General features: G+C 62.0%; 25 protein-coding genes and 1 pseudogene. 15 read left to right on the forward strand and 11 right to left on the reverse strand.

Features of this window, described 5'->3' with window-relative positions:
• Positions 1-10 precede the first annotated feature (10 nt).
• The 3 genes and pseudogenes from ftsY to MHI61_RS24780 all read left to right on the forward strand — a co-directional run bounded on the left by ftsY (position 11) and on the right by MHI61_RS24780 (position 2,891).
• Positions 11-1,584, forward strand: a pseudogene (gene ftsY / locus MHI61_RS24770) (signal recognition particle-docking protein FtsY).
• Between the two features lie 78 nt (positions 1,585-1,662).
• Entirely contained in the window at positions 1,663-2,307 is a 645-nt protein-coding gene (locus MHI61_RS24775; RefSeq protein ID WP_239790962.1) for a septation protein A, read from the forward strand.
• A complete protein-coding gene (locus MHI61_RS24780; RefSeq protein ID WP_239790963.1) occupies positions 2,304-2,891 on the forward strand; it encodes a DUF2585 domain-containing protein in 588 nt (195 codons plus the stop codon). Before MHI61_RS24775 ends, MHI61_RS24780 begins: the two co-directional genes overlap by 4 nt.
• Positions 2,892-2,933: 42 nt before the next feature.
• On the opposite strand, the gene MHI61_RS24785 is transcribed toward MHI61_RS24780, so the two are convergent.
• Genes MHI61_RS24785 through ccmA form a run of 5 tightly spaced genes read right to left on the reverse strand, consistent with a single transcriptional unit; the run spans position 2,934 to position 5,823 of the window.
• Positions 2,934-3,542, reverse strand: coding sequence for a DsbE family thiol:disulfide interchange protein (locus MHI61_RS24785; protein ID WP_239790964.1), 609 nt, complete (start codon positions 3,540-3,542; stop codon positions 2,934-2,936).
• The gene (gene ccmD, locus MHI61_RS24790) at positions 3,539-3,706 is read right to left on the reverse strand and encodes a heme exporter protein CcmD (protein ID WP_239790965.1); all 168 of its coding nucleotides are present in this window, start codon (positions 3,704-3,706) and stop codon (positions 3,539-3,541) included. The genes MHI61_RS24785 and ccmD overlap by 4 nt, the downstream gene beginning before the upstream one ends.
• A 4-nt stretch (positions 3,707-3,710) precedes the next feature.
• Positions 3,711-4,472 carry a heme ABC transporter permease gene (locus MHI61_RS24795; RefSeq protein WP_096762051.1) on the reverse strand — a complete coding sequence of 254 codons (762 nt, stop codon included), beginning with the start codon at positions 4,470-4,472 and terminating at the stop codon, positions 3,711-3,713.
• A 47-nt stretch (positions 4,473-4,519) separates the two neighbouring features.
• Positions 4,520-5,179, reverse strand: a complete 660-nt coding sequence (gene ccmB / locus MHI61_RS24800) for a heme exporter protein CcmB (RefSeq protein WP_239790966.1) — start codon at positions 5,177-5,179, stop codon at positions 4,520-4,522.
• Positions 5,176-5,823 carry a heme ABC exporter ATP-binding protein CcmA gene (gene ccmA, locus MHI61_RS24805; RefSeq protein ID WP_239790967.1) on the reverse strand — a complete coding sequence of 216 codons (648 nt, stop codon included), beginning with the start codon at positions 5,821-5,823 and terminating at the stop codon, positions 5,176-5,178. The genes ccmB and ccmA overlap by 4 nt, the downstream gene beginning before the upstream one ends.
• A 262-nt stretch (positions 5,824-6,085) precedes the next feature.
• Between ccmA and acnA the strand changes: the two genes are divergently transcribed.
• From acnA to MHI61_RS24820, 3 genes are all read left to right on the forward strand, one after another.
• Positions 6,086-8,776: an aconitate hydratase AcnA gene (gene acnA, locus MHI61_RS24810; RefSeq protein ID WP_239790968.1), complete on the forward strand. Its 2,691-nt coding sequence runs from the start codon at positions 6,086-6,088 to the stop codon at positions 8,774-8,776.
• 231 nt (positions 8,777-9,007) lie between these two features.
• Positions 9,008-9,748: a thioredoxin family protein gene (locus tag MHI61_RS24815; RefSeq protein ID WP_097605917.1), complete on the forward strand. Its 741-nt coding sequence runs from the start codon at positions 9,008-9,010 to the stop codon at positions 9,746-9,748.
• 282 nt (positions 9,749-10,030) lie between these two features.
• Entirely contained in the window at positions 10,031-10,432 is a 402-nt protein-coding gene (locus MHI61_RS24820) for a DUF2794 domain-containing protein (protein ID WP_010026852.1), read from the forward strand.
• A gap of 6 nt (positions 10,433-10,438) precedes the next feature.
• Here the strand turns inward: MHI61_RS24820 and MHI61_RS24825 are convergent, their stop codons facing one another.
• The 4 genes from MHI61_RS24825 to MHI61_RS24840 all read right to left on the reverse strand — a co-directional run bounded on the left by MHI61_RS24825 (position 10,439) and on the right by MHI61_RS24840 (position 15,260).
• Positions 10,439-10,996 (reverse strand): GNAT family N-acetyltransferase, encoded by a 558-nt coding sequence (locus tag MHI61_RS24825; RefSeq protein WP_239790969.1) that lies wholly within the window; start codon positions 10,994-10,996, stop codon positions 10,439-10,441.
• Between the two features lie 107 nt (positions 10,997-11,103).
• Positions 11,104-11,832: a Bax inhibitor-1/YccA family protein gene (locus tag MHI61_RS24830; RefSeq protein WP_097580562.1), complete on the reverse strand. Its 729-nt coding sequence runs from the start codon at positions 11,830-11,832 to the stop codon at positions 11,104-11,106.
• 180 nt (positions 11,833-12,012) lie between these two features.
• A complete protein-coding gene (locus MHI61_RS24835) occupies positions 12,013-14,556 on the reverse strand; it encodes an ABC transporter permease (protein WP_239790970.1) in 2,544 nt (847 codons plus the stop codon).
• The gene (locus tag MHI61_RS24840; RefSeq protein WP_097605920.1) at positions 14,553-15,260 is read right to left on the reverse strand and encodes an ABC transporter ATP-binding protein; all 708 of its coding nucleotides are present in this window, start codon (positions 15,258-15,260) and stop codon (positions 14,553-14,555) included. Before MHI61_RS24840 ends, MHI61_RS24835 begins: the two co-directional genes overlap by 4 nt.
• A gap of 72 nt (positions 15,261-15,332) precedes the next feature.
• Here MHI61_RS24840 and MHI61_RS24845 point away from each other — a divergent pair, with 72 nt between their 5' ends.
• Both MHI61_RS24845 and thpR read left to right on the forward strand, forming a co-directional pair.
• Positions 15,333-15,977 (forward strand): arylesterase, encoded by a 645-nt coding sequence (locus MHI61_RS24845; RefSeq protein WP_097605921.1) that lies wholly within the window; start codon positions 15,333-15,335, stop codon positions 15,975-15,977.
• A 68-nt stretch (positions 15,978-16,045) separates the two neighbouring features.
• Entirely contained in the window at positions 16,046-16,639 is a 594-nt protein-coding gene (thpR, locus tag MHI61_RS24850) for an RNA 2',3'-cyclic phosphodiesterase (protein WP_222145105.1), read from the forward strand.
• Here the strand turns inward: thpR and MHI61_RS24855 are convergent.
• On the reverse strand, positions 16,546-17,046 hold the full coding sequence (locus MHI61_RS24855) for a low molecular weight protein-tyrosine-phosphatase (RefSeq protein ID WP_239790971.1): 501 nt from the start codon (positions 17,044-17,046) through the stop codon (positions 16,546-16,548). The genes thpR and MHI61_RS24855 overlap by 94 nt on opposite strands.
• Positions 17,047-17,081: 35 nt before the next feature.
• On the opposite strand from MHI61_RS24855, the gene MHI61_RS24860 reads away from it, so the two are divergent.
• Positions 17,082-17,387, forward strand: coding sequence for a 4a-hydroxytetrahydrobiopterin dehydratase (locus tag MHI61_RS24860; RefSeq protein WP_222141621.1), 306 nt, complete (start codon positions 17,082-17,084; stop codon positions 17,385-17,387).
• Between the two features lie 94 nt (positions 17,388-17,481).
• Complete coding sequence (locus MHI61_RS24865; protein ID WP_239790972.1) at positions 17,482-17,874, forward strand: YkvA family protein; 393 nt, start codon at positions 17,482-17,484, stop codon at positions 17,872-17,874.
• A gap of 14 nt (positions 17,875-17,888) precedes the next feature.
• Here MHI61_RS24865 and MHI61_RS24870 read toward each other — a convergent pair whose 3' ends face one another.
• Positions 17,889-18,449, reverse strand: a complete 561-nt coding sequence (locus MHI61_RS24870) for a sigma-70 family RNA polymerase sigma factor (RefSeq protein ID WP_239790973.1) — start codon at positions 18,447-18,449, stop codon at positions 17,889-17,891.
• Between the two features lie 335 nt (positions 18,450-18,784).
• Between MHI61_RS24870 and MHI61_RS24875 the strand changes: the two genes are divergently transcribed.
• The 5 genes from MHI61_RS24875 (at position 18,785) to MHI61_RS24895 (ending at position 23,612) form a co-directional block, all read left to right on the forward strand.
• Positions 18,785-19,294 (forward strand): invasion associated locus B family protein, encoded by a 510-nt coding sequence (locus MHI61_RS24875; RefSeq protein WP_010028921.1) that lies wholly within the window; start codon positions 18,785-18,787, stop codon positions 19,292-19,294.
• A 251-nt stretch (positions 19,295-19,545) separates the two neighbouring features.
• Positions 19,546-20,775 carry a 23S rRNA (adenine(2503)-C(2))-methyltransferase RlmN gene (gene rlmN, locus MHI61_RS24880; RefSeq protein WP_239790974.1) on the forward strand — a complete coding sequence of 410 codons (1,230 nt, stop codon included), beginning with the start codon at positions 19,546-19,548 and terminating at the stop codon, positions 20,773-20,775.
• 93 nt (positions 20,776-20,868) lie between these two features.
• Positions 20,869-21,822, forward strand: coding sequence for an ABC transporter substrate-binding protein (locus MHI61_RS24885; RefSeq protein WP_239790975.1), 954 nt, complete (start codon positions 20,869-20,871; stop codon positions 21,820-21,822).
• A 120-nt stretch (positions 21,823-21,942) separates the two neighbouring features.
• Positions 21,943-22,821, forward strand: coding sequence for an ABC transporter permease (locus tag MHI61_RS24890; protein ID WP_239790976.1), 879 nt, complete (start codon positions 21,943-21,945; stop codon positions 22,819-22,821).
• Positions 22,818-23,612, forward strand: a complete 795-nt coding sequence (locus MHI61_RS24895) for an ABC transporter ATP-binding protein (protein ID WP_239790977.1) — start codon at positions 22,818-22,820, stop codon at positions 23,610-23,612. The genes MHI61_RS24890 and MHI61_RS24895 overlap by 4 nt, the downstream gene beginning before the upstream one ends.
• Positions 23,613-23,614: the final 2 nt, after the last annotated feature.

Here is a 23,614-nt window from a genome sequence, read left to right on the forward strand (position 1 = left end):
CGGAATTCTCATGGCTCTCAGTTTCATCAAAAAGGTCTTCACCTTCGGCAAGCCAGCTGAAGAGCCCGTGCCCGAAGCCGTGGAAAGGGAACTCGAGCCGCGCCCGCGCGACGAAGATCTGCCGATCGCTGACGATCCGGTTCTTCCCGAGGAGATGGATACGGCGGGTGGACCAGCGGCGGATATTGATGAAGCGTCAGTAGAGCCGGAATCTGTCGCGGCTGAAACGGAAGTGCTGCCGCCGGCCGATCATCCGGGCGACATGGGCGTCGTGCCGTTGTCGCTGTTGGAGGCCGAGGCGGAAGCGGAGGAAGATACCCCCCTACCCTGCCGGGCGTCCCCCCACAGGTGGGGGGACTGAGCAATTGGATGCCGCTCGCCAGTCAATGGATGTGGAGAGTGCGCCTGCAGATGTGGAGAGTGAGCCCGCTGCTTCGGATGAATCAGCCAATGTGGCGGAAGACATCGCCGCGAGTTTCCCCCCACCTGTGGGGGGATGCCCGGCAGGGTAGGGGGGAAGCCACAGATCGCGAGCTTTCCGTCGAAACGCCCCTGCCGCCATCGGAGCCGATAGAGCCAGCTCCAGCCATTGAGCCCATCCTCCCCAAAGGCTTCGCCACCGGCCCTGCGATCGTCGAACCGCAGCCCATCGCTCCGCAGGCGAAACTCAGCTGGTTCCAGCGACTGCGCAACGGGCTTGCGCGCACCTCCTCGCAGCTCACCAACCAGATCACCGCGCTCTTCACCAAGCGCAAGCTTGACGACGAGACGCTGCAGGATCTCGAAGACCTGCTGATCCAGGCCGATCTCGGCGTCGAGACGGCGCTACGCGTCACCGATACGCTCGCTTCGGAGCGCTACGGCAAGGACGTTACCGGCGAGGATGTCAGCCGGATCATGGCGTCCGAGATCGCTAAGGTGTTGAAGCCGGTCGCCAAACCGCTGCAGCTCGATCTCTCGCACAAGCCGCATGTCATCCTCGTCGTCGGCGTCAACGGCACCGGCAAGACCACGACGATCGGCAAGCTCGCGGCGAAGCTTTCCGGTGCCGGGTTGAAGGTGATGCTGGCTGCCGGCGATACGTTCCGTGCGGCGGCGATCGAGCAGCTGAAGATCTGGGCTGAGCGGACCAATTCCGAGTTCGTCGGCACCAAGCTCGGCGCCGATGCCGCCGGCCTTGCCTATGATGCTTTCGAGCAGGCGAAAGCGAAGAAATGCGACGTGCTGATCGTCGATACCGCCGGCCGCCTGCAGAACAAGGCCGAGCTGATGGCCGAGCTCGAGAAGATCGTGCGGGTGCTCGGCAAGCTCGATCCCGATGCGCCCCATACGGTGCTGCAGACGCTCGACGCCACGACGGGACAGAATGCGCTGAGCCAGGTCGAGATCTTCCGCAATGTCGCCGGCGTCAACGGGCTGATCATGACCAAGCTCGACGGCACGGCGCGCGGCGGTATTCTCGTCGCGATCTCCGCCAAGCACAAGCTGCCGGTCTATTTCATCGGTGTCGGCGAGGGGGTCGACGATCTCGAGCCGTTCGAGGCCGAGGATTTCGCCCACGCCATTGCCGGGCTTCCCCAATGATGCCACAGATAAGCCGCCGAAGGCCTGCAAGGGACGGTCGGGAAACGAATTTTTGGAAATAGCAGGTTCGAAGAACGCATGACCACCGAAAGCGATATCACGCCGAGCGCCGCCGACCGCCATCATCCGACGCTGAAACTGGCGCTGGAACTCGGGCCGCTGATGATCTTCTTCTTCGCCAATCTGCGCGGCCAGTGGCTGGTGGAGAGATTTCCTGCCCTTTCGGAACTGGGCGGTCCTCTGTTCGTCGCGACCGCGCTTTTTATGGCAGCGACGGTCACTTCGCTGATCGTGTCGAAGATCGTGCTCGGCCATTTGCCGATCATGCCCTTTGTCTCCGGCATCGTCGTCGTTATCTTCGGCTCTCTGTCGATCTGGCTGCAGAACGAGACCTTCATCAAAATGAAGCCTACCATCGTCAATGCGCTCTTCGGAGTCGCGCTGCTGGGCGGGCTCGCCTTCGGCCGCTCGCTGCTCGGTTATGTCTTCAACGCTGCCTTCCAGCTCGATGCAGAGGGCTGGCGCAAGCTTACCATCCGCTGGGGCGTCTTCTTCCTATTCCTAGCCGTGCTGAACGAAGTCGTCTGGCGCAATTTTTCGGACGATACCTGGGTCGCCTTTAAAGTCTGGGGCACGATGCCGATCACCATCATCTTCACGCTAGCGCAAATGCCGCTGGTGCTGAAACATAGCGTCAACCTGGAAACGGACGGTGAGACGTGAGCACAGCGGACGCCGAATACCGCGTCAGACAGCAGAGCTTCTGGTTCGTCGCCTGCCTCGCGGTGCTGGTCGCCCAGGTCGTCGCCGAATATCTGATGGGCCGGGTGCCGATCTGCGCCTGCGGTTATGTCAAGCTGTGGGAAGGCGGGGTCAATACCAGCGGCAATTCGCAGCATCTGTCCGACTGGTACACGCCGTCGCATATCATCCACGGCTTCCTGTTCTATGGGCTCGGCCACCTGATCCTGCGCCGCAAGCCGCTGGCGGCGCGGCTGCTCCTGGCGCTGGTGATCGAATCCGGCTGGGAACTGCTCGAAAACTCGCCGCTGATCATCGACCGCTACCGCACGGCGACGATCGCGCTCGATTATTACGGCGACAGCATCCTGAATTCGGCAATGGACACCGCCTTCATGTGCGTCGGCTTCTTTTTCGCCTCACGGGCGCCGGTGGCGGTCACGGTCGTAATCGGCATCTTCTTCGAGATTTTCACCGGTTTTGTCATCCGCGATAATCTGACGCTGAACGTGCTGATGCTGGTCTGGCCGGTGGAGGCGATCAAGGTCTGGCAGGGTGGAGCTTAACCTGCCTCGGTAACCCCCTTGTGTGGAGGGGTCTTTCTTGACTTACGAAGCCGGCTTCGCCAGCGCCCTTTCCATCGCCGGGAACAGCCCTTCCTTCAGGCTGATATCGTCGAAGGGGCCGACGCGCTTGTAGAGGATGGTGCCGTCGGCGCCGACCAGATAGCTTTCCGGGATACCGTAGACACCCCAGTCGATCGCCGCCTTGCCGTTCGGATCGATGCCGATCGCCCGATAGGGATTTCCGAGTTCGCCGAGGAAACGCAGGGCGTTGTCGTTCTTGTCCTTGTAATTGATGGCGATGATGTTGAGCCGACCGTCTTTCGCCAGTTCCTTCAAGATCGGATGTTCGTCCCTGCAGGGGAGGCACCAGGAGGCGAAAACGTTGACGAGGGTCAGCTTGCCCTTGATCGCCGCATCGGTGAGCGCCGGCAGGTTTGCCCCGTCGAGCGGCGGAAGATTCAGCGCCGGCGCCTTGGTGCCGATCAGGGCCGATGGGATTTCGGCGATGTTCTTGCCATGGAAATCCTGGTCGTAGAGCATCTTTGCGGCCGTCGCGGCAATGGCGCCGAAGACGATCAGCGGCAGAAGCGCCAGAGCGTAGCGACCAAGGCCGCGAGGCCTGACGGTTTTGGTTTCGGGCGCCTCGTTCATTCGCTGTCCCCCGCGCGCGCCGAGCGGCGGCGAATGCCTGCGGCTTCGAGCGCTTCGAGTTCACGCCGGCGCGCCCGCCCGTCGGCCCAGGTCCAGAGGGTGACCGCGATCGTCACGAGGGCTGCAAAGCCGTAAGAGGCGTAGACGTAGAAAGCATGCGTCATGGGTCTATTCCTCCCGGCTCGCCATCCGGGCGGCGAGACGGCGCTGTGCGGCGATGCGGCGGCGCCAGATTTCGTTCCTCATCGCCATGATGTGCAAGGTGAAGAAGAGGAGGGTGAAGGCGATCGCCATGACGAGGAGCGGGCGCAGGAATTCCGGGTCGATCGCCGGACCGCCGATCCGCAGGACGCTCGCCGACTGGTGCAGCGTGTTCCACCATTCGACGGAGAACTTGATGATCGGAATGTTGACGAAGCCGACGAGGATGAGCACGGCGCAGACCCGCGCGGCCCTCGACGGATCGTCGATGGCGCGGCTCAGCGCAATCAGGCCGAGATACATCAGAAAGAGGACGAAAACGGAGGTCAGGCGGGCGTCCCAGACCCACCAGGTGCCCCACATCGGTTTGCCCCAGAGCGAGCCGGTGACGAGCGCCAGCAGAGTGAAGGCGGCGCCGAGCGGGGCGGCGGCCTTGGCGGAGACGTCGGCCAGCGGATGGCGCCAGACCAGTGTGCCGATCGCCGAGACACTCATGATCGTGTAGCACATCATCGAGAGCCACGCGGCCGGGACGTGGATATACATGATACGGACGGTCTCGCCCTGCTGGTAATCGCCTTCGGTGGAGAAGCTGAGATAGAGGCCGGCCGCGAAACAGAGCGCGGTGATGCCGGCCAACCAGGGGATGACACGGGCCGCCAGCGCCAGAAACAGCGTCGGGTTGGCGAGATCGCTGAATTTGCGGATGGCAAGGCTTGTGTCGTTCATGGCTGCTTCCTTACCTTGATCCGGCTTTTCCCGCAATCGAATGACATTCAATCCGACGCGTTTCGCAGCGCAAGCGCAGCGGCGGCCGGGCCGATCACCGCGAAGAACAGCGTCAGTGCGGTCAGGATGAGGAAGGGTGGCAGGAACGGGACCGGATCCTCGACGGCGGCATAGGTGGCGCTGACGCCGAAGATCAGAACCGGGATGGTCAGCGGCAGGACCAGGATCGAGACCAGCAGGCCACCGCGGGGCAGGGCGACGGCAACGGCGGCGCCGACGGCGCCGATGAAGGTGATGGCCGGCGAACCGACGAGCAGCGTCAGCGCGGTTGCGCCGATCGCCGTCTCGTCCATATTCATGAAGAGGCCGAGCAGCGGCGAGGCGATGACCAAAGGCAGGCTGGTGGCCGTCCAGTGGGCACAGCATTTGACCAGTACGGTGAGGACGAGCGGTGTTTCCTGCGTCAGCATCAGGTCGAGCGATCCATCGTCGCGCTCGGCCTGGAACAGGCGGTCGAGGCCAAGAAGGGCTGCAAGCAGGGCGCCGATCCAGACGATGGCGGGGCCGATGCGGGAAAGAAGCTTGAGATCCGGGCCGACGCCGAAGGGGATGACGGCGACGACGGTCAGGAAGAACAGCACCCCGATCAGCGTGCCGCCGCCGGCGCGGATCGAGAGCTTGAGATCGCGGAGGAAGAGTGCGGTCATCCCCACACCCCCTGATCCACGCCGGCAAAGCCCGTCATCTTCAATTCCTGCACATTCTTCAACCCCAGCGGCTGATGTGTCGCCGCCAGCACGATGCCGCCTTTTGCCAGATGCGCTTCGATCAATCCGGCAAACAGCCGATCGGCGCTGGCATCGAGTGCCGCTGTGGGTTCGTCAAGGATCCAGACGGGCCGGTGGGCGACGAGCAGCTTGGCGAAGGCGAATCGGCGCTGCTGGCCGGCGGAGAGATAGCCGAAGGGAAGGTGGGTTATTCCCGAAAGGCCGACGGCTTCGGCTGCCGCTTCGAGTGATAGGTCGGCGGGCGTTTCCGTTTCGCCGAGGAAGGCGCGCCAGAAATCGAGGTTCTCTGCAACCGTAAGTTCATTCTTCATCGCATTTCGATGGCCGAGGTAGTGGCAGACCTCACCGGGATGCCGGCCTTCCCGGCTGCCGTCGCCATGAAAGATGACAGTGCCCTTTTCAGGCCTGAGGAGGCCGGCGACAACGCGCAGCAAAGTGGACTTTCCCGATCCATTTCTGCCGGTCAGGATAAGCGCCTCGCCGGCTGCCAAGTGAAAGGAAATGTTAACGAAAATGAGATCGTCACCGCGCCTTGCGGCCAGATTTTCGGCGGTGAGATGCATGCATCGGCTCTTTCTTCGTTTCGGCTTACGGAGGGGTCAAAAAATGTCCGATTTTGACCGTTTCCGGGTATGGCAAGTTTTTAGGAAATTATCTATAAGACCTGCAACCACGCCAGCGGTCGGCGTGAATTTCATCCTTGCGCCGAACTTGGAGCATCTGTTCCACGTGCGGACAGCGGAAATGGCCGTACCCGCATCCTGATGTGCATTAAGTGCATAGGCGTTCGCACGACTGTGTTGGCTATCAGAAACGGGGTCTCTCGTGTCTAAATCTCTTGACAGTTTCAATTGTCGTTCCACGCTTTCGGTGAACGGGAAGGACTATGTCTATTACAGCCTGCCCAAGGCTGAGGCAAACGGTCTGCCCGGCGTCTCGAAGCTTCCCTATTCGATGAAGGTGCTGCTCGAAAACCTGCTGCGCTTCGAAGACGGCCAGTCGGTTACCAAGGAGCACATCCTGGCCGTTGCCGAGTGGCTGAACAACAAGGGTGCGGTCGAAAACGAAATCGCCTATCGCCCGGCGCGCGTGCTGATGCAGGACTTCACCGGCGTTCCCGCCGTCGTCGACCTTGCCGCCATGCGCGACGCGATGGTGTCGCTCGGTGGCGATCCCGAGAAGATCAACCCGCTCGTTCCCGTCGACCTCGTCATCGACCACTCCGTCATCGTCGATGAATTTGGCACGCCGCAGGCTTTCGCCAAGAACGTCGAGCTGGAATATCAGCGCAACGGCGAGCGCTACCGCTTCCTGAAGTGGGGCCAGCAGGCCTTCAAGAACTTCCGCGTCGTGCCTCCCGGCACCGGCATCTGTCACCAGGTCAACCTCGAATATCTCGGCCAGACCGTCTGGACCAAGGAAGAGGACGGCGAGACGATCGCCTATCCGGATACTTGCGTCGGCACCGACAGCCACACGACGATGATCAACGGTCTCGGCGTTCTCGGCTGGGGCGTGGGCGGTATTGAAGCGGAAGCAGCCATGCTCGGCCAGCCGGTGTCGATGCTGCTGCCCGAAGTCATCGGCTTCAAGCTGACCGGCAAGCTCAAGGAAGGCGTCACGGCGACCGACCTCGTTCTCACCGTCGTGCAGATGCTGCGCAAGAAGGGCGTTGTTTCCAAGTTCGTCGAATTCTTCGGCCCCGGCATGGACAACATGCCGCTCGCCGACCGTGCGACGATCGGCAACATGGGCCCGGAATATGGCGCCACCTGCGGCTTCTTCCCGGTCGACGGCGAAACCATCAATTATCTCACCATGTCCGGCCGCACGCATGACCGGATCGCGCTCGTCGAAGCCTATTCGAAGGCCCAGGGCATGTGGCGCGAAGGCGATGGTTCCGATCTCGTCTTCACCGACACGCTGGAACTCGACCTCGGCGACGTCGTTCCGTCGATGGCCGGCCCGAAGCGTCCGGAAGGCCGCATCGCACTCGAAAACATCGCTTCCGGTTTCGCCGGCTCGATGGATGCTGACTACAAGAAGCCCGGCCAGCTGAACAATCGCTATGCGGTCGAAGGCACGGATTTCGATCTCGGCCATGGCGACGTGGCGATTGCTGCCATCACCTCCTGCACCAACACCTCCAACCCGTCGGTGCTGATCGCCGCCGGCCTTCTTGCCCGCAACGCCGTTGCCAAGGGCCTGAAGACCAAGCCCTGGGTCAAGACCTCGCTCGCCCCGGGATCGCAGGTCGTCGGCGAATATCTCGCCAAGTCGGGCCTGCAGGCTGATCTCGACAAGCTCGGCTTCAACCTCGTCGGCTTCGGCTGCACGACCTGCATCGGCAATTCCGGCCCGTTGCCGGCGCCGATCTCGAAGACGATCAACGACAAGGGCCTGATCGTATCCGGCGTCCTTTCCGGAAACCGTAACTTCGAAGGCCGCATTTCGCCTGACGTCCAGGCGAATTACCTCGCTTCGCCGCCGCTCGTCGTCGCCTACGCGCTTGCCGGCACGGTGCAGAAGGACCTGACCAAGGAGCCGATCGGCGAGGACCAGAGCGGCAACCCGGTCTATCTCAAGGACATCTGGCCGACCTCGAAGGAAGTCCAGGAATTCATCCTGAAATACGTGACCCGCGAGCTCTACGAAAGCAAGTATGCCGACGTCTTCAAGGGCGACGTCAACTGGCAGGCCGTCCAGGTTCCGCCGGGCCAGACCTATGCCTGGGACGACAATTCGACCTATGTCCAGAACCCGCCTTACTTCGTCGGCATGGGCAAGAAGGGCACCGGCGTGGCAGACATCAAGGGCGCGCGCGTCCTCGGCCTGTTCGGTGACAAGATCACCACCGACCACATCTCGCCCGCCGGTTCGATCAAGGCGGCATCGCCGGCCGGTGCCTACCTGATCGGTCATGACGTTGCCGTTGCCGACTTCAACCAATACGGCACGCGCCGCGGCAACCATGAAGTGATGATGCGCGGCACGTTTGCCAATATCCGCATCCGCAACCACATGCTCGGCCCGAACGGCAAGGAAGGTGGCTACACCATTCACTATCCGTCGAAGGAAGAGACCTCGATCTACGACGCGGCCATGCAGTACAAGGCCGAGGGCGTGCCGCTCGTCATCTTCGCCGGTGTCGAATATGGCAACGGCTCCTCGCGCGACTGGGCGGCCAAGGGCACCAACCTGCTCGGCGTCAAGGCGGTGATCGCTCAGTCCTTCGAGCGCATCCATCGCTCGAACCTGGTCGGCATGGGCATCATCCCCTTCGTCTTCGAAGAGGGCACGACCTGGCAGAGCCTTGGCCTCAAGGGCGACGAACTCGTCACCATCGAGGGCCTGGACAAGATCAAGCCGCGCGAGCGGAAGATCGCCAAGATCACCTATAGCGACGGCACCGTGAAGGACGTTCCGCTGCTGTCGCGTGTCGATACGCTCGACGAGGTGATCTACCTCAACAATGGCGGCATCCTGCAGACGGTCCTGCGCGATCTCGCTGCCTGATCGCTAAGAGCCTGACATGATCACGGCCGCCGGAAAGCAATTTCCGGCGGCTTTCTTATGCAGCGACAGTCATCGAGCGAACTCACGATGATTTGTTTTCCGCGGCTTCCGGTCATGCCGCGTCTCACCCGTTCGTGACTTTTCGTTTGGACCCGGAAGGATTATTCGTACGTTCATATCTCAGCGCCTCCGGTTCCAATACGCCGTCGGCGCTGAAAAAGAGGTGCATGAATGTCCCCCCGTTTCTTGATCCCGCTATTGGCCGGTGTTGTTCTCGCAGGCCCGCTGCATGCCGAAGACGGCACGCCGAAAGGCGTCGTCGAGCTCTTCACGGCGCAGGGCTGCTCCTCCTGTCCCCCCGCTGATGCGGCTTTCCGCAAGCTGGTGAACCAGGGCGATGTCATCGCGCTCGCCTATCACGTCGATTACTGGAATTATCTCGGCTGGGCCGATACGCTGAGCTCGAAGGAAAACACCGAGCGGCAATACGGCTATGCCAGGACGATGGGCCGCAGCAACGTCTACACGCCGCAAGTCATCGTCAACGGGCGCGGCCATCTCGCCGGTTCCGATCTCACGGGCATCAACAGCCGGATCGACAGCTACAGCAGCGAAGGCAACGGATTGACCGTTCCCATCAGCGCATCGATGCGCGGCGACGAGCTGGAGATCAAGATCGGCGCAGGGCAGGGTAAAGCCAATGTCGTCATGGTCTATTTCGACAAGGAAAAGACGATCGAAGTCGAAAAGGGTGAAAACAGCGGCAAGAAGCTCTCCTATCTGCACAGCGTCACCAATGTCGAAACCGTCGGCATGTGGGATGGCAAGGCGACCAATCTGACGCTGCCGGCAAGCGTCCTGCAGCGGCCGCAACTCGAGGGTTGCGCTATCCTGCTGCAGTCGGCGACCGCGGACGGCGATCCGGCCGCGATCCTTGGCGCGACGGTGGTGATGGCGGGCAAAAATATCTGAGATTTCATCCTGATACGGATGAAGGTCCGGGCGGCCCGGCCGAGCGTATTCGGGGCTGGGGTTAAGGTCGATACGCTCCGCCGGGCCCTTTGGCGCGCTGGCGCCAAACCGGGATGCATAATTCTCCTGCAAATGAGGCGCTGTTTTGACTGAAATGCGGCGCTGCCGAGAAAGCGTCGACTCTTCCACTGCGGCCGAATGTGACGGGCCGCACTCTTGCAATTTGTAGCGGCTCGGGCAAACTGTCATTCTCCTGTCACAAGCGGAGGCCTCGGGAGACTGATGACAGATCAGCCGGATTTGCGACACGGCGAAAGCCGCTCCGTCGACAATAGTTCTTCAGTCGTCGTCGATCTCAGGGAATACAAACAAAGCAAAGACCCGCTTCCGGTGACTTTCCACAGGCGCGAACTCGACGCGATCCTGTGGATCTACGGCCGCATGGTCGGCGAGGGTGAATGGCGCGATTACGCCATCGATCACCTGAAAGACAGGGCGGTGTTTTCCGTCTTCAAGCGCTCCGGCGAAATGCCGTTCTTCCGAATCGAAAAGAACCCGAAGCTCGCCGCCAAGCAAGGCGCTTACTCCGTCATCAACGTCAACGGCATGATCCTGAAGCGCGGACACGAGCTGAACCACGTCCTCAAGGTGTTCGACAAGGCTTTGAAGCTGGTTGATAAGTAAGCCTGATCAGCCGGCGAACAGCGTGCCGGGATAGGCGGATGGATCCGGATCAGTCGTCATGCCCTCGCCGAGGCTGCGCTGCATGAGCATCGTGTCGAGCCAGCGGCCGTGCTTGTAGCCCGTGCCCTGCATCAGGCCGACCTCCACGAAGCCCGCCTTGAGATGAAGCGCGATCGAGGCGGGGCTTGCGCCGCCGATGACGGCCACCATCTGACGAAAACCGAGGACGGTGCAGCGGTCGATCAATTCGGTCATCAGTGCCTTGCCGATGCCGCGGCCGCGCGCTTCGGGCGCCAGATAGATCGAATCCTCCACCATCCAGCGATAGGCCGGGCGAGTGCGGAAGGCCGAGGCATAGGCGTAGCCGAGGAAGTTTCCGTCATCATCGGCTGCGGCGATATAGGGATATTGCTGGCCGACGATCGCCGCAAAACGCTGCGCCATCTCGGCCCCGGAGGGCGGTGTGATCTCATAGCTCGACGTGCCGTTCAGAACGGATTCACGGTAGATATCGGTGATGGCGGGAATATCGGCCTCAGAGGCGTCGCGCAGAAGGAAGGACATCGGGCAGTGGTCCAGCGGCGGGGCAGAGCTTCTCTAAAACCATTCCTCCGAAAACGGCGCAACAAAAAAGGCGGCCGAAGCCGCCTTTTCGATCTTGATGGACCTGCTTATTTACGGTTGCCCATGAACTGCAGCAGGAACATGAAGAGGTTGATGAAGTCGAGATAGAGCGTCAGCGCGCCCATGATCGCCTTGCGGCCGGCAACAGCAACGTCATCAGCTTCGTAGTAGAGCTCCTTGATCCGCTGCGTGTCGTAGGCGGTCAGGCCTGCGAAGATCAGCACGCCGATCACCGAGATGGCGAACTGCATCGCGGAGGAGGCCAGGAAGACGTTGACGAGCGAGGCGATGATCAGGCCGAAGAGACCCATGATCAGGAACGAGCCGATTGCCGACAGGTCACGCTTCGTCGTGTAGCCATAAAGCGACAGCGCGCCGAAGGAGGCGGCGGTAACGAAGAACGTCTGAACGACACTCTGGCCGGTATAGATCAGGAAGATCGACGAGAGTGACAGGCCGACCAGCGCGGCATAGATCGCGAAGGTCGTCTGGGCGGCGCTCACCGTCATGCTATGGATCCGGAAGCTCAGGAAGAACACCAGAGCCAGCGGCGCCAGAATGACCACCCACTTCAGCGGGCTCAGATAGATCGCCTGACCGAAAGCGGTAATCTCGCCATTGGCGAAAGCGAATTGGAACGACAGATATGCGGCCACACCGGTGATCGCCAGACCCAGCGCCATCAGGTTGTAGACCTTGAGCATATAAGTGCGCAGGCCCTGATCAATCATCTCGCCGGTTTGAGCGCGGCTTTGATAGTTACGAAGATCAGCCATAGTTTCCTCTTACAAGCTCCGATGGAGTTACGGTGTCGGGGTTTTCGACCCGGGCGCCGCTGCGGAGCTCCAGCATGCCTGCAGACAATATGAGGCCTTCGCCCCTCGCAAACAAGAGGCTTGCAAGGGCCTGGCCGGTTAAATCGCCGTAAGGTGAAGGGTTTGGGCGTCGTTCGCCGGTCAAAGCTCGCGCAGGACGGGCGCCGCCTTCTGTCCGAGGATGCGCCAGGTGCCGATGAGGCCGATGCCGACGGTCAGGACGAGCGCCGTCACCAGCGTCAGCCCCGCCACGTCGGGCAGAAAGGCCGAGGGCAGCCGCATGATGCGGGCGACGATGAACCAGGCGGCGGCGGCGCCGGCGATTAGCGCGAAGATCGCGGTCGCAAGCCCCAGGATCAGGTATTCGTAACTGAAGGCGCGGATCAGCATGGCCCGGGTGGCGCCGAGCGTCTTCAGCACCACTGCATCGTGGGTGCGCGCCCGGTTGCCGGCGGCAAGCGCTCCGGCGAGGACGAGGATCGAGGCGATGAGGGCCACCGAGGCTGCGGCGCGGATCGCGGTCGCCAGCTGGGCAACGAGCTGGTTGACGATATCGATCGCGTCCTTGACCCGAACGCTGGTGACCGTCGGATAGGTGTTGGTGACGGATTTCAGGATCGCCGCATCTTCGGCCGGCGTCGAGGCGGGATCGGTCAGTGTCGCGAGCCAGGCGTGCGGAGCGCCGCGGAAGGTGTTCGGCGAGAAGACCATGACGAAATTGATCGACAGCGATTCCCACTGGACGCGGCGCAAATTGGCGATCTTGGCGGTGATATTGCGGCCGAGCACGTTGACGGTAACGGTGTCGCCGATCTTCAGGCCGAGTTCATGGGCCTCTTCCGAGGAGAAGGAGACCAGCGGCTCGCCGCTGTAATCCTTGTCCCACCAGCTGCCTTCGGTCAGCGCAGCGTTTTCCGGCACGGCGTCGGAGTAGGTGATGCCGCGATCGCCGTTCAGCACCCAGCGGCCGGCGGCCGGCACGTTCAGCTTGGTGACGTCCTCGCCGTTGAAGGCGACGATGCGGCCACGCAGCATCGGCACCTCCATGAGCTTGCCCTTCGGCGCCTGCGCCTGGACGAGGTTGCGGAATGCGTCGACCTCGGCGCTCTGGATATCGACGAAGAAGAAGTTCGGCGCGCCCTCGTTCATGCGGCCGGTCAGCTGCTGGCGCAGGTTTCCGTCGATCAAGGTCAGCGTCACCAGCAACGCCAGGCCGAGGCCGAGCGACAGCACCACCGAGGGTGTCAGGGCGCCGGGTCGGTGGATATTCCCGATGGCGAGCCTGAGCGCCGGCGAGTGAACGCGCGGGCTGCGGCGGGCGAGCCAGGCGATCAGCGCGGCGACGAGCCGCAGGACGGCGAAGGCGAAGATGATGGCGGCGACGAAGACGACGGCGATGTAGCGGTCATAGGCGGTGAGGATGGCAAGGCCGGCCAAGGCTGCCATGAACAGCGTCGCAAGCAGGATATAGGGCCAGGAGGGCAGGTGGCGGGCCTCGAAGCCCTGCTCGCGGAAGAGCGCCGTCGCCGGCACTTCGCGGGCATGGCCAAGCGGCAGAATGGCGAAGGCGAGTGTCGTCAGGATGCCGAAGAACGCCGCAAGCAGCAGGGCGCCGGGATAGAGGGTCGGCGTCGTGGACACTGGCAGGAACTGCGCCAGGAACTGCGCGGCGAAGATCGGCGACAGGGCGCCGATGACGAGGCCGATCATGATTCCGCCAAGCGCAATGATGGTGATCTGGAAGAGATAGATCAGCACGACGATGGCGGCCGGCGCACCCAGGCATTTGAAGCTGGCGATGGTGGTGCGCTTGGAATCGAGGAAGGCGCGCACCGCATTGGCGACGCCGACGCCGCCGACGATCAGCGCGGTGAGGCCGACCAGCGTCAGGAACTGCGAGAAGCGGGTGATGTTTTCGGTAAGCGAGGGTGCGGCCCGATCGCTGGTGCGGATCGCCCAGCCGGCGGAAGGGAATTCCCTGGAGGCGCGCGCCTGGATGCCCGATATCGCGCGCTTGTCCTCCAGCCGGATCTTGTAGGCATGCTCGACCAGGCTTCCGGTCTGGATCAGGCCCGAGGCTTCGAGCGCCCGGCGGCTGACGAGCAGGCGCGGCGCAAAGCCGAAACCTTCGGAGAGGGCGTCCGGCTCGGTCTTGACGGTGCCGGTAATGCTGAGTTTGACATTGCCGAGCAGCAATTCGTCGCCGACCGCAAGGCCAAGCCGGTCGAGCAGCAGCGGCGCTGCGACCGCGCCATAGGTGCCGCTTTGGGCCGAAAGCAGGGCTGCAAGCGGATAATCCGGCTCGGCCGCGAAGCTGCCGTAGAGCGGGTAGGCGTCGTCGACCGCCTTGACCTCGACCAGCGCCTGGTCGGAACCATCAGGCTTGCGGGCCATCGAGCGCAGACCGGTCGACACCGAGACGGTGCCGAGACTTTCGAGGAAAGCCAGCTCCTGCGGTGTGGCCTCGCGGTTGTTGAGCTCGAAGCGGACGTCGCCGGCCAGGAGCTCCTGTCCCTGCGAGGCGATCGTGTCGGTGATCGACTGCGAAACCGAGTTGACGGCGGCAATCGCGCCTGTGCCGAGCGCGATGCAGGCGAGAAAGATGTAGAAGCCGCGAATGCCGCCGCGCAGCTCACGCAGTGCCAGGCGAAAAGCAAGCGCGGTGCGCGGCGTGATCATTCTCATGCGAATGCCGCCTCGCTGCGGCGGGCAGCGCTGTCGTCTTCGATCCGGCCGGAGCGGACGCGGATCTGGCGCGAGCAGCGGTTCGCAAGCGAGACGTCGTGGGTGACGAGAAGCAGGGTCATGCCGCGTTCGGCCTGTTTGGAAAACAATAGGTCGGCGATCTGGCGGCCAGTCTCGGTATCGAGATTGCCCGTGGGCTCGTCGGCGATCAGCAAAGCGGGCGAGGGGGCGAGCGCTCTGGCGATCGCCACGCGCTGCTGTTCGCCGCCGGAAAGCTGGCCGGGATAGTGGTTCAACCGTTCGCCGAGACCGACCGAATTCAGCTCGCGGTGGGCGATCTCGAAGGCGTTGCGGACATTGGCGAGCTCCAGCGGCACGGCGACGTTTTCCAGCGCCGTCATGTTGGCGATCAGGTGGAAGGATTGGAAGACGATGCCGATGTTACGGCCGCGGAAATCGGCGACCTCATCCTCGCTCAGCGCGTGGAGCGGCGTGTCGTTGATGTTGATTTCGCCGCTGTCGAGCTTCTCCAATCCGGCAAGCACCATCAGCAGGGTGGACTTGCCGGAACCGGAAGGGCCGACGATGCCGACGGATTCGCCCGCTGATATATCGAGATCGATACCCTTCAGCACATGGACGGAGGCCGCGGCGCTGCCAAGGGTCAGATCGGCGCTCTTCAACTCGATGATGGTTTTTGCCAACGGAAATCGCCCTATATAAGCCCGTAATCAAATTGCCGCATAACGGCACCCCGCCAATCTAGGGAAAGCAGGATGAGATTTAAAGTTGCCGTCCTTCAATTCACCGTCATTGCCCTCTCACTGATCTTTGCCGCCGGCGCAAATGCGCGGACAATCAATCTCGTCGGATTCGGGGACAGCCTGATGGCAGGCTATCAGCTGCCGCCCGGCGACGGCTTTCCCGAAAAGCTGCAGGCGGCCTTGAAGGCGAAGGGACTCGACGTCGCCATCGCCAATGCCGGCGTTTCGGGCGATACGACGACAGGGGGGCTGGCCCGCATCGACTGGTCAGTGCCTGACGGCACCGATGGCGTCATCCTGGAGCTCGGCGCCAACGATGCGCTGCGCGGCATTCCGCCCGAAGAGAGCGAAAAGAATCTCGACCAGATGATAACGCGGCTGAAGGAACGCGGCATTGCCGTGCTCCTCGTCGGCATGATGGCGCCACCCAATATGGGCGCGGATTATGCCGAACGCTTCAATCCGATTTATCGGAAACTTTCGGAGAAACACGGAGTTCGGCTTTATGCCTTCTTCCTTGACGGCGTGGTGCTCGATGCAGGGCTCAAACTCAGCGACGGCATGCATCCGAATGCGAAGGGCGTGGATGTCATGGTTCAGAAGATGGAAGCCGATGTCACAAATTTCGTCGGGACGATTTCTACTGTGAAGAAATAGGGGCTTGCGCGCTCATTGATTGCGTGATTCCGTGTAAGCACCTGCAAAAGATTTGGGGAGTGCTCGTTATGCCGAGACTGTTTACCGCCCTCGAAATTCCGCGCAATGCGGCGATGAGCCTTTCATTACTGCGCGGCGGCCTCCCCGGAGCACGATGGATCGATGTGGAGAATTATCACATCACCCTGCGCTTCATCGGTGATGTCGACGGCCGCACCGCCGATGAAATCGTCGAACGCCTCGACCGGATCGACCGGCCGGAATTCCAGTTCCGCCTCGAAGGCATCGGTTCCTTCGGCTCGAAGAAACCGCATTCGGTCTGGGCCGGCGTCTCGCAATCGCCTGAGATGTACGCCCTGCAGGGTGAGATCGAGCGCATCTGCCAGCGCATCGGCCTGCCGCCGGATCCCCGCAAATTCATGCCGCATGTGACGCTGGCACGGCTCAAATCGTCGCGGCTCGACGATGTCGTGCAATATCTGGCCGGGCGCGGCAACTTCCACACCGCAACGTTCACGGCGCCGCGCTTCGTGCTGCTTTCATCGCGCGAATCGGTGGGCGGCGGGCCTTACCTCACCGAGGAAGTGTTTCCGCTGCACGAGGCCCGCTCGACGCCCAGCGTTTCGAGCAGCGTGCTGCAGCCGGTCAAGAGCCTGGTATAGACCAGCTCAAAGCCATCGGGGCCGCCATAATAGGGATCGGGAATGTCCTCTCCCGTTCCTAGAGCCGCATCGCCAAACAGGCGGATATTCACCTTGGGCGGCGCGATCTTGCCAAGCGTCGCCAGATTGTCGCGGTCCATGGCAAGGATCAGCTCGAAATTGCTGAAATCAGTTGGCCGGATGCGGCGGGCGCGCTGCGCCGCTATGTCGATGCCATGGCGTTGCGCGGTGGCGATCGAACGCCGGTCGGGTGGCTCGCCCTCATGCCAGCCGCCGGTGCCGGCTGAATCGACGGTGAAACGGCCGGTGAGAGCAGCCTCGCTGACGAGATGACGAAAAATTCCCTCGGCAAGCGGAGAACGGCATATATTGCCCATGCAAACGAAGAGGATACTGATAGGCGTCATCGGTAGACCTGTCGGAAGAACAAGAGGAACATGGCATGAAATGGGAAAAACTGGAACGGGCGGCAGTCGAGGCGCAACTGGCGGGGCTTGCCGGCTGGGCGCTCAATGACGCGGCTTCCTCGATCTCGAAGACATTCAAGTTTTCGAATTTCATCGAGGCTTTCGGCTTCATGACGGAGGCAGCGATCACCGCCGAAAAGCTCAACCATCATCCCGAATGGTTCAACGTCTATTCCCGCGTGGATGTGACGCTGAACACGCATGATGCCGGCGGACTGACGGAGCTGGATTTCAAGCTCGCCAAGGCGATGGAGAAGGCGGCGGCACGACGTCTCGGCTGAAGGCCTTGCCGATCGAACGGGGTCGATTGAAAGGGGGCGATTGAAAGCCTGGGCGCCATCACCATATGTGCGCAGGGACGAAAGGATGTCAGGGATGGACGAGGTCAAATTCGGGGAAATCCTGCTGCCGGGCGACGAGGAGACCCAGAGCCGGCGGGAGAAGACGGTGCGGCAGAAGTTCTGGCCGACTTTCCGCCGCGCCGTGCGGCAGATCCCGTTCTCACGCGACGTCGTCGCCGGCTTTTACTGCGCGCTCGATCCGCAAACACCGACCAAGGTGCGCGGTGTGCTGCTCGCAGCACTCGCCTATTTCGTGATGCCGGTCGACATGATCCCGGATATTTTCGCCGTCGTCGGCTTTTCTGACGATGTCGCCGTGCTTTCGGCCGCCTTCGCCATGGTACGCAGCCATGTCCGGCCAGGCCATTACGACGCGGCGGACCGCGTCCTTGCCGACCCGCCAGCGGATACGATGAAAACGATTTGAAGGCCGGCGCCGGTTCAGCCGAACTCCTGCTCCAGCACCTTGCGGAGTTTGCCGAAGGCAAGCCGGATCCGTGATTTCACCGTGCCGAGCGGCAGCCCGGTCGCTTCAGCGATCTCGGCGTGCGACTGGCCGAGAAAAAAGGCGGCACGCAGCATGTCGCGCTGTTCCTGCGGCAGTTGGCCGAGCGCGGCACGGATTTTGGCGTCGCGATCGTCATTGACGATGATTTCCTCGGCGCCGATGTCGGCCGGCGGCTGCAGGGCCGGGTCCGTCTCGTCGAAGATGCGGGCGTCGGCGCGGCGCTGCAGGTCGATGCGGCGGTTGCGGGCAATGCGAAAGAGCCAGGTCGAGAGTGAAGACCGCGTGGCATCGTAGAGATAGGCCTTGTGCCAGAGCACGATCATGATCTCCTGAACCAGCTCCTCGGCCTCGCCTGAGGTCATTTTCCGGCGCATCAGCCAGGTCTTCAGACGCGGGGCGAAATAGTCGAACAGGATGGAGAAGGCCTGCTGGTCGCGATCGTCTGCGACAGCCTTTGCGAGGGCAGCGAAACGCCGTCTTTCCTCGGCATCCATGTCGTCTCACGAGCCCCCTGCGGCGAAAATTTCGTCCCGGATTTCCAAAGTCTTAATGAGGTACAACGGATTTTTGAAAGGTCAAACTCTTGCCTGAATCTTTGTGTCTTAGATTCACCCGAACGGCCGGCCGGTGACATCGGCGCACCGGCATCGCAGCCGATTTCAGCAAGGGGCAAAAGTCGTGGTCGAGCTGAAATGACACAGGCACATACAAATCACAGCTATTGTTGACCATTTGGTAACCTGAATTAAGTCAAAATAAAGCAGATCGTGATTATGCGCGCCCGCTATGATCGCTTCGGGCCTTGAATCGCAAGAACCGGCAGGAATCCATGTTTGTAAAAAGTATCGTATCCGCCCTCGCACTCACCCTTGGTATGGCCGGAGTTGCGACAGCGCAGCAAGCCGCGCCGACCCGCATTCAGCAGTTCCAGGCATGGGGCGCCTATTCCTACAAGTCGGGCGCCAGCACCGTCTGCTACGTGCTGTCCGTGCCGACGGCAAAGCAGCCGGCAAGCGTCGACCACGGCGACAATTTCTTCATCGTCTCGCAGCGCCCCGGCCAGAACATCTCCTACGAGCCGCAGGCGATGATGGGCTACACGGTGAAGGAAAATTCGAAGATCAACGTCGTCATCGACAACAAGACCTTCGTGATGTTCACCAAGGACAAGGCCGGCTGGGTCGAGAACGCGGCTCAGGAGCCGGCCCTCGTCGCGGCGATGAAGACCGGTCATTCGATGACGGTCAATGCGGTCTCGCGCAAGGGCACGGGCACGTCCTACAGCTATTCGCTCTCGGGCATCTCGGCGGCGCTGAAACAGATCGAAAGCTGCAAGTAGGCGCCTTTTTGGCCAACGGAATTTCAAGGGCCGGCCTTGCGCCGGCCCTTGCTGTTTTCCATCTGTAGTGACGCGCCGGCAAAATGATGCTAAAGGCCGGGCCAACAGCGGACAGATCGCGATATCAGTCGCCGTTCCGCCATTCAATTTCTGCCAATGTGCCGTCATGCGCCTCACCTCTTCCGGCTTGCTCCTGAAGTCTGCGGGGCTTGCGGGGGCGGTTACGTGTTCGAATTCGGGATCTAAAGACTATGTCCGTCATGGATGCGATTGATGTCACCAAGCCACGGGCGCAGAACGCTTCTTCCGGCGCCGAAAAGCCTTCCCTGATCGGGCTGTCGCGCGGGGAAATGGCGGCGGCGCTCAGGGAAAAAGGCGTGGCCGAGAAGCAGATCAAGATGCGCGTCGCGCAGCTCTGGAACTGGATCTATGTGCGCGGTGTCTCCGATTTCGACCATATGACGAATGTCGCCAAGGACATGCGTGAAATGCTGAAGCAGCATTTCACCATCGCGCGTCCCGAGATCGTCGAGGAGCAGGTCTCCAATGATGGCACCCGCAAATGGCTGCTACGCTTTCCAGCGCGGGGCGCAGGCCGCCCTGTTGAGATCGAAGCCGTCTACATTCCGGAAGAGGGCCGCGGCACGCTGTGCATTTCCAGCCAGGTCGGCTGCACGCTGACCTGTTCCTTCTGTCACACCGGCACGCAGCGGCTGGTGCGCAACCTGACGGCGGAGGAAATCCTGTCGCAGCTGCTGCTCGCCCGCGACCGGCTCGGCGACTTCCCCGATCGCGAAGCGCCGCAAGGCACGATCATGCCTGCCGAAGGCCGCAAGGTCAGCAATATCGTGATGATGGGCATGGGCGAGCCGCTTTATAATTTCGATGCGGTCAAGCAGGCCCTGCTGATCGCTACGGATGGCGACGGCCTGTCGCTGTCCAAACGTCGTGTGACGCTTTCCACCTCCGGCGTCGTGCCGGAAATCTTCCGCACCGGCGAGGAGATCGGCGTCATGCTGGCGATCTCGCTGCATGCGGTGCGCGACGACCTTCGCGATATTCTGGTGCCGATCAACAAGAAGTATCCGCTGAAGGAACTGATCGACGCCTGCAAGGCCTATCCCGGCCTTTCCAATGCGCGGCGCATCACCTTCGAATATGTGATGCTGAAGGACGTCAATGACAGTCTGGAGGATGCCAAGGGGCTGATCAAGCTTCTGAAAGGCGTGCCGGCAAAGATCAACCTCATTCCGTTCAACCCCTGGCCCGGCACCAACTATCAGTGTTCGGACTGGGAGCAGATCGAGAAATTCGCCGATTTCATCAATTCAGCGGGTTATGCCTCGCCGATCCGCACGCCGCGCGGCCGCGATATTCTTGCCGCCTGCGGCCAGCTGAAATCGGAATCCGAACGTATGCGCAAGACCGAGCGTCTTGCCTTCGAGGCGATGATGATCGCCAATCACGGCGCCGACGACTGATCAGCAAGTTTGATCCTCGCAACAATTCTCCGCGATTGATTTCAGGGGGCGCTTTTCCTAAAAGTGCCGCCAAAATCATATAGGAGGATACCCATGCGCCCGATCTTGCTCGCTCTTGCTGCCAGTTTGGTCCTTTCCATTCCCGCCAAAGCCGATGACGTGACCGTCGCGGTGACGGCGATCGTCGAGCATCCGGCGCTGGATGCGGCCCGCAAGGGTGTTCTCGACGTGCTGACGGCGGCCGGCTACAAGGAAGGCGAGAACCTGAAATTCGTGTTCGAATTGGCGCAGGGCAATCCGGCGACGGCAGCCCAGATCGCCCGCCAGTTCGCCGGCGACGAGCCCAATGTCATCGTGCCGATCTCCACGCCGTCCGCCCAGGCCGTCGTCTCGGCGACGCGCGACATTCCCGTCGTCTTCACGGCCGTGTCGGATCCGCTCGGCGCCCAGCTCGTCAAGAACATGGACAAGCCGGGCGGCAATGTCACCGGCCTTTCCGACATGTCCCCGGTCGGCGAGCACCTGGCGTTGATCAAGGAAATCCTGCCTGATGCGAAAACCATCGGCTATCTCTACAACTCAGGTGAGGCGAATTCGGTTTCGCTGCTCGCCGTGCTGAAGGCAGAAGCCGAAAAGGCCGGGCTGAAGGTGGTCGAATCGGCCGCCACCAAATCGGCCGAGGTTCAGGGTGCCGCCCGCGCCCTCGTCGGCCGCGCCGATGCGATCTACATCCCGACCGACAACACGATCATCTCGGCGCTCGAAGGCGCCGTCGCGGTTGCCGAAGAAAGCAAGCTGCCGCTCTTCACTGCCGATACGGATTCGGTGTCGCGCGGATCGATCGCCGCTCTCGGCTTCAACTATTACGACGTCGGCAAGCAGACGGGCGAAATCGTCGTGCGCGTGCTGAAAGGCGAAAACCCCGGTGACATCGCGGTCAAGACCGCCGCCGGCAGCGATCTCGTCGTCAACAAGGCGGCTGCGGCCAAGATGGGTGTCACCCTGCCCGAGAGCGTGCTTTCGCGGGCCAACAAAGTCATCGACTAATCGGCCGTAGGTCCATCGACTGTTCACATTCAGCCGCTCCCGTTTGCACGGGGGCGGCTGAAGTATTACAAGGCTGCGGTTTCGCGACGGGCGGAACAGAAACAAAAGGGGCTGAATGCCTTGAGCCAAATCGCATTCTGGGGGGCCGTCGAGCTCGGCCTGGTCTATTCCTTCGTCGCTCTCGGCGTCTATCTCGCCTTCCGCGTCCTCGATTTTCCCGACCTGACGGTCGACGGTTCCTTTCCGCTCGGAGCAGCGGTAACCGCCGTGCTGATCATCGCCGGCGCTAACGCCTGGCTTGCCGCTCTGATTGCCATGGCGGCCGGTGCCGTCGCCGGCATGGTGACGGCGCTGCTCAACGTGCGTTTCAAGATCCTCAACCTGCTCGCCTCGATCCTGACGATGATCGCGCTGTTTTCCGTCAATTTGAGAGTGATGGGCAAACCCAACGTCGCCCTCATCAATGCCGATACGATGATCAGCCCGTTCTTCGGCCATGGCCTGCGCGATTTCTATGTGCGGCCGCTCTTCGTCGGCGTTCTCGTCATCGTCGCGCTCGTCCTGGTCTGGCGCTTCCTCGAAAGCGACGCCGGGCTGGCCATGCGCGCGACCGGCGCCAATGCCAGGATGGCGCGGGCCCAGGGCGTCGACACCAGCCGGCAGATCTATCTCGGCATGGCGATCTCCAATGCGCTGGTGGCGTTCGGCGGTGCCTTGTTTGCCCAGACGAACGGTTTTGCCGACGTCACCTCGGGCGTCGGCACCATCGTCGTCGGTCTTGCCGCCGTCATCATTGGCGAGACCCTGCTCGGACGGCGCGGGCTGTTGATCGCGCTCGTCGGCTGCGTGCTCGGCTCGATCCTCTATCGCATCGCCATCCAGCTGGCGCTGTCGAGCGACGTCATCGGTCTGCAGGCCTCCGACCTCAATTTCGTGACGGCCGTGTTGGTGACCGTGGCACTCATCCTTCCCCGCCTTCGCAGAGGTGCCGCATCGTGATCAGCGTTAAGGATATCAAGGTCGTTTTCGGGCGCGGCACGCCGCTGCAGAAGCAGGCGCTGAACGGCGTCAACCTGACCATCGAGCAGGGCTCCTTCGTCACCGTCATCGGCTCCAACGGCGCCGGCAAATCGACACTGCTCGGCGTGCTCGCCGGTGACGTCCTGCCGAGCGAGGGGCAGGTGCTGATCGGCAAGAATGAGGTGACGCGCAAGTCGACGGCGGCGCGCGCCGGTCTGGTGGCACGCGTCTTCCAGGATCCGCTGACAGGAAGCTGCGGCTCATTGTCGATCGAGGAGAATCTCGCTCTCGCCGCCCGCCGCGGTGAGAAGCGCGGGCTTGTCCCGGCGCTTGGGGGCAAGAGGCGCGATTACTTCAAGGAGCGGATCGCCGAGCTCAATCTCGGGCTGGAAAACCGGCTGAAGGACCGCATGGATCTGCTTTCCGGCGGGCAGCGGCAGGCCGTTTCGCTCGTCATGGCGACACTTGCCGGGTCGGAGGTACTGCTGCTGGACGAACATACGGCAGCGCTCGATCCTGGGATGGCCGAGTTCGTGATGAACCTCACGCAGAAGATCGTGGCCGAGCGCAAGCTGACGACGATGATGGTGACCCATTCCATGCGCCAGGCGCTGGACTACGGCCACCGCACGATCATGCTGCATGGCGGCGAGATCGTTCTCGACGTTGCGGGCGACAACCGGAAGAACCTGCAGGTCGAGGACCTGATCGCAATGTTCCGCAAGATGCGCGGCCAGACGCTCGACGACGATGCTTTGCTGATTGGCTGAAC

The organism is Rhizobium sp. K102 (assembly GCF_022385315.1).
Classification (GTDB): Bacteria; Pseudomonadota; Alphaproteobacteria; order Rhizobiales; family Rhizobiaceae; genus Rhizobium; species Rhizobium croatiense.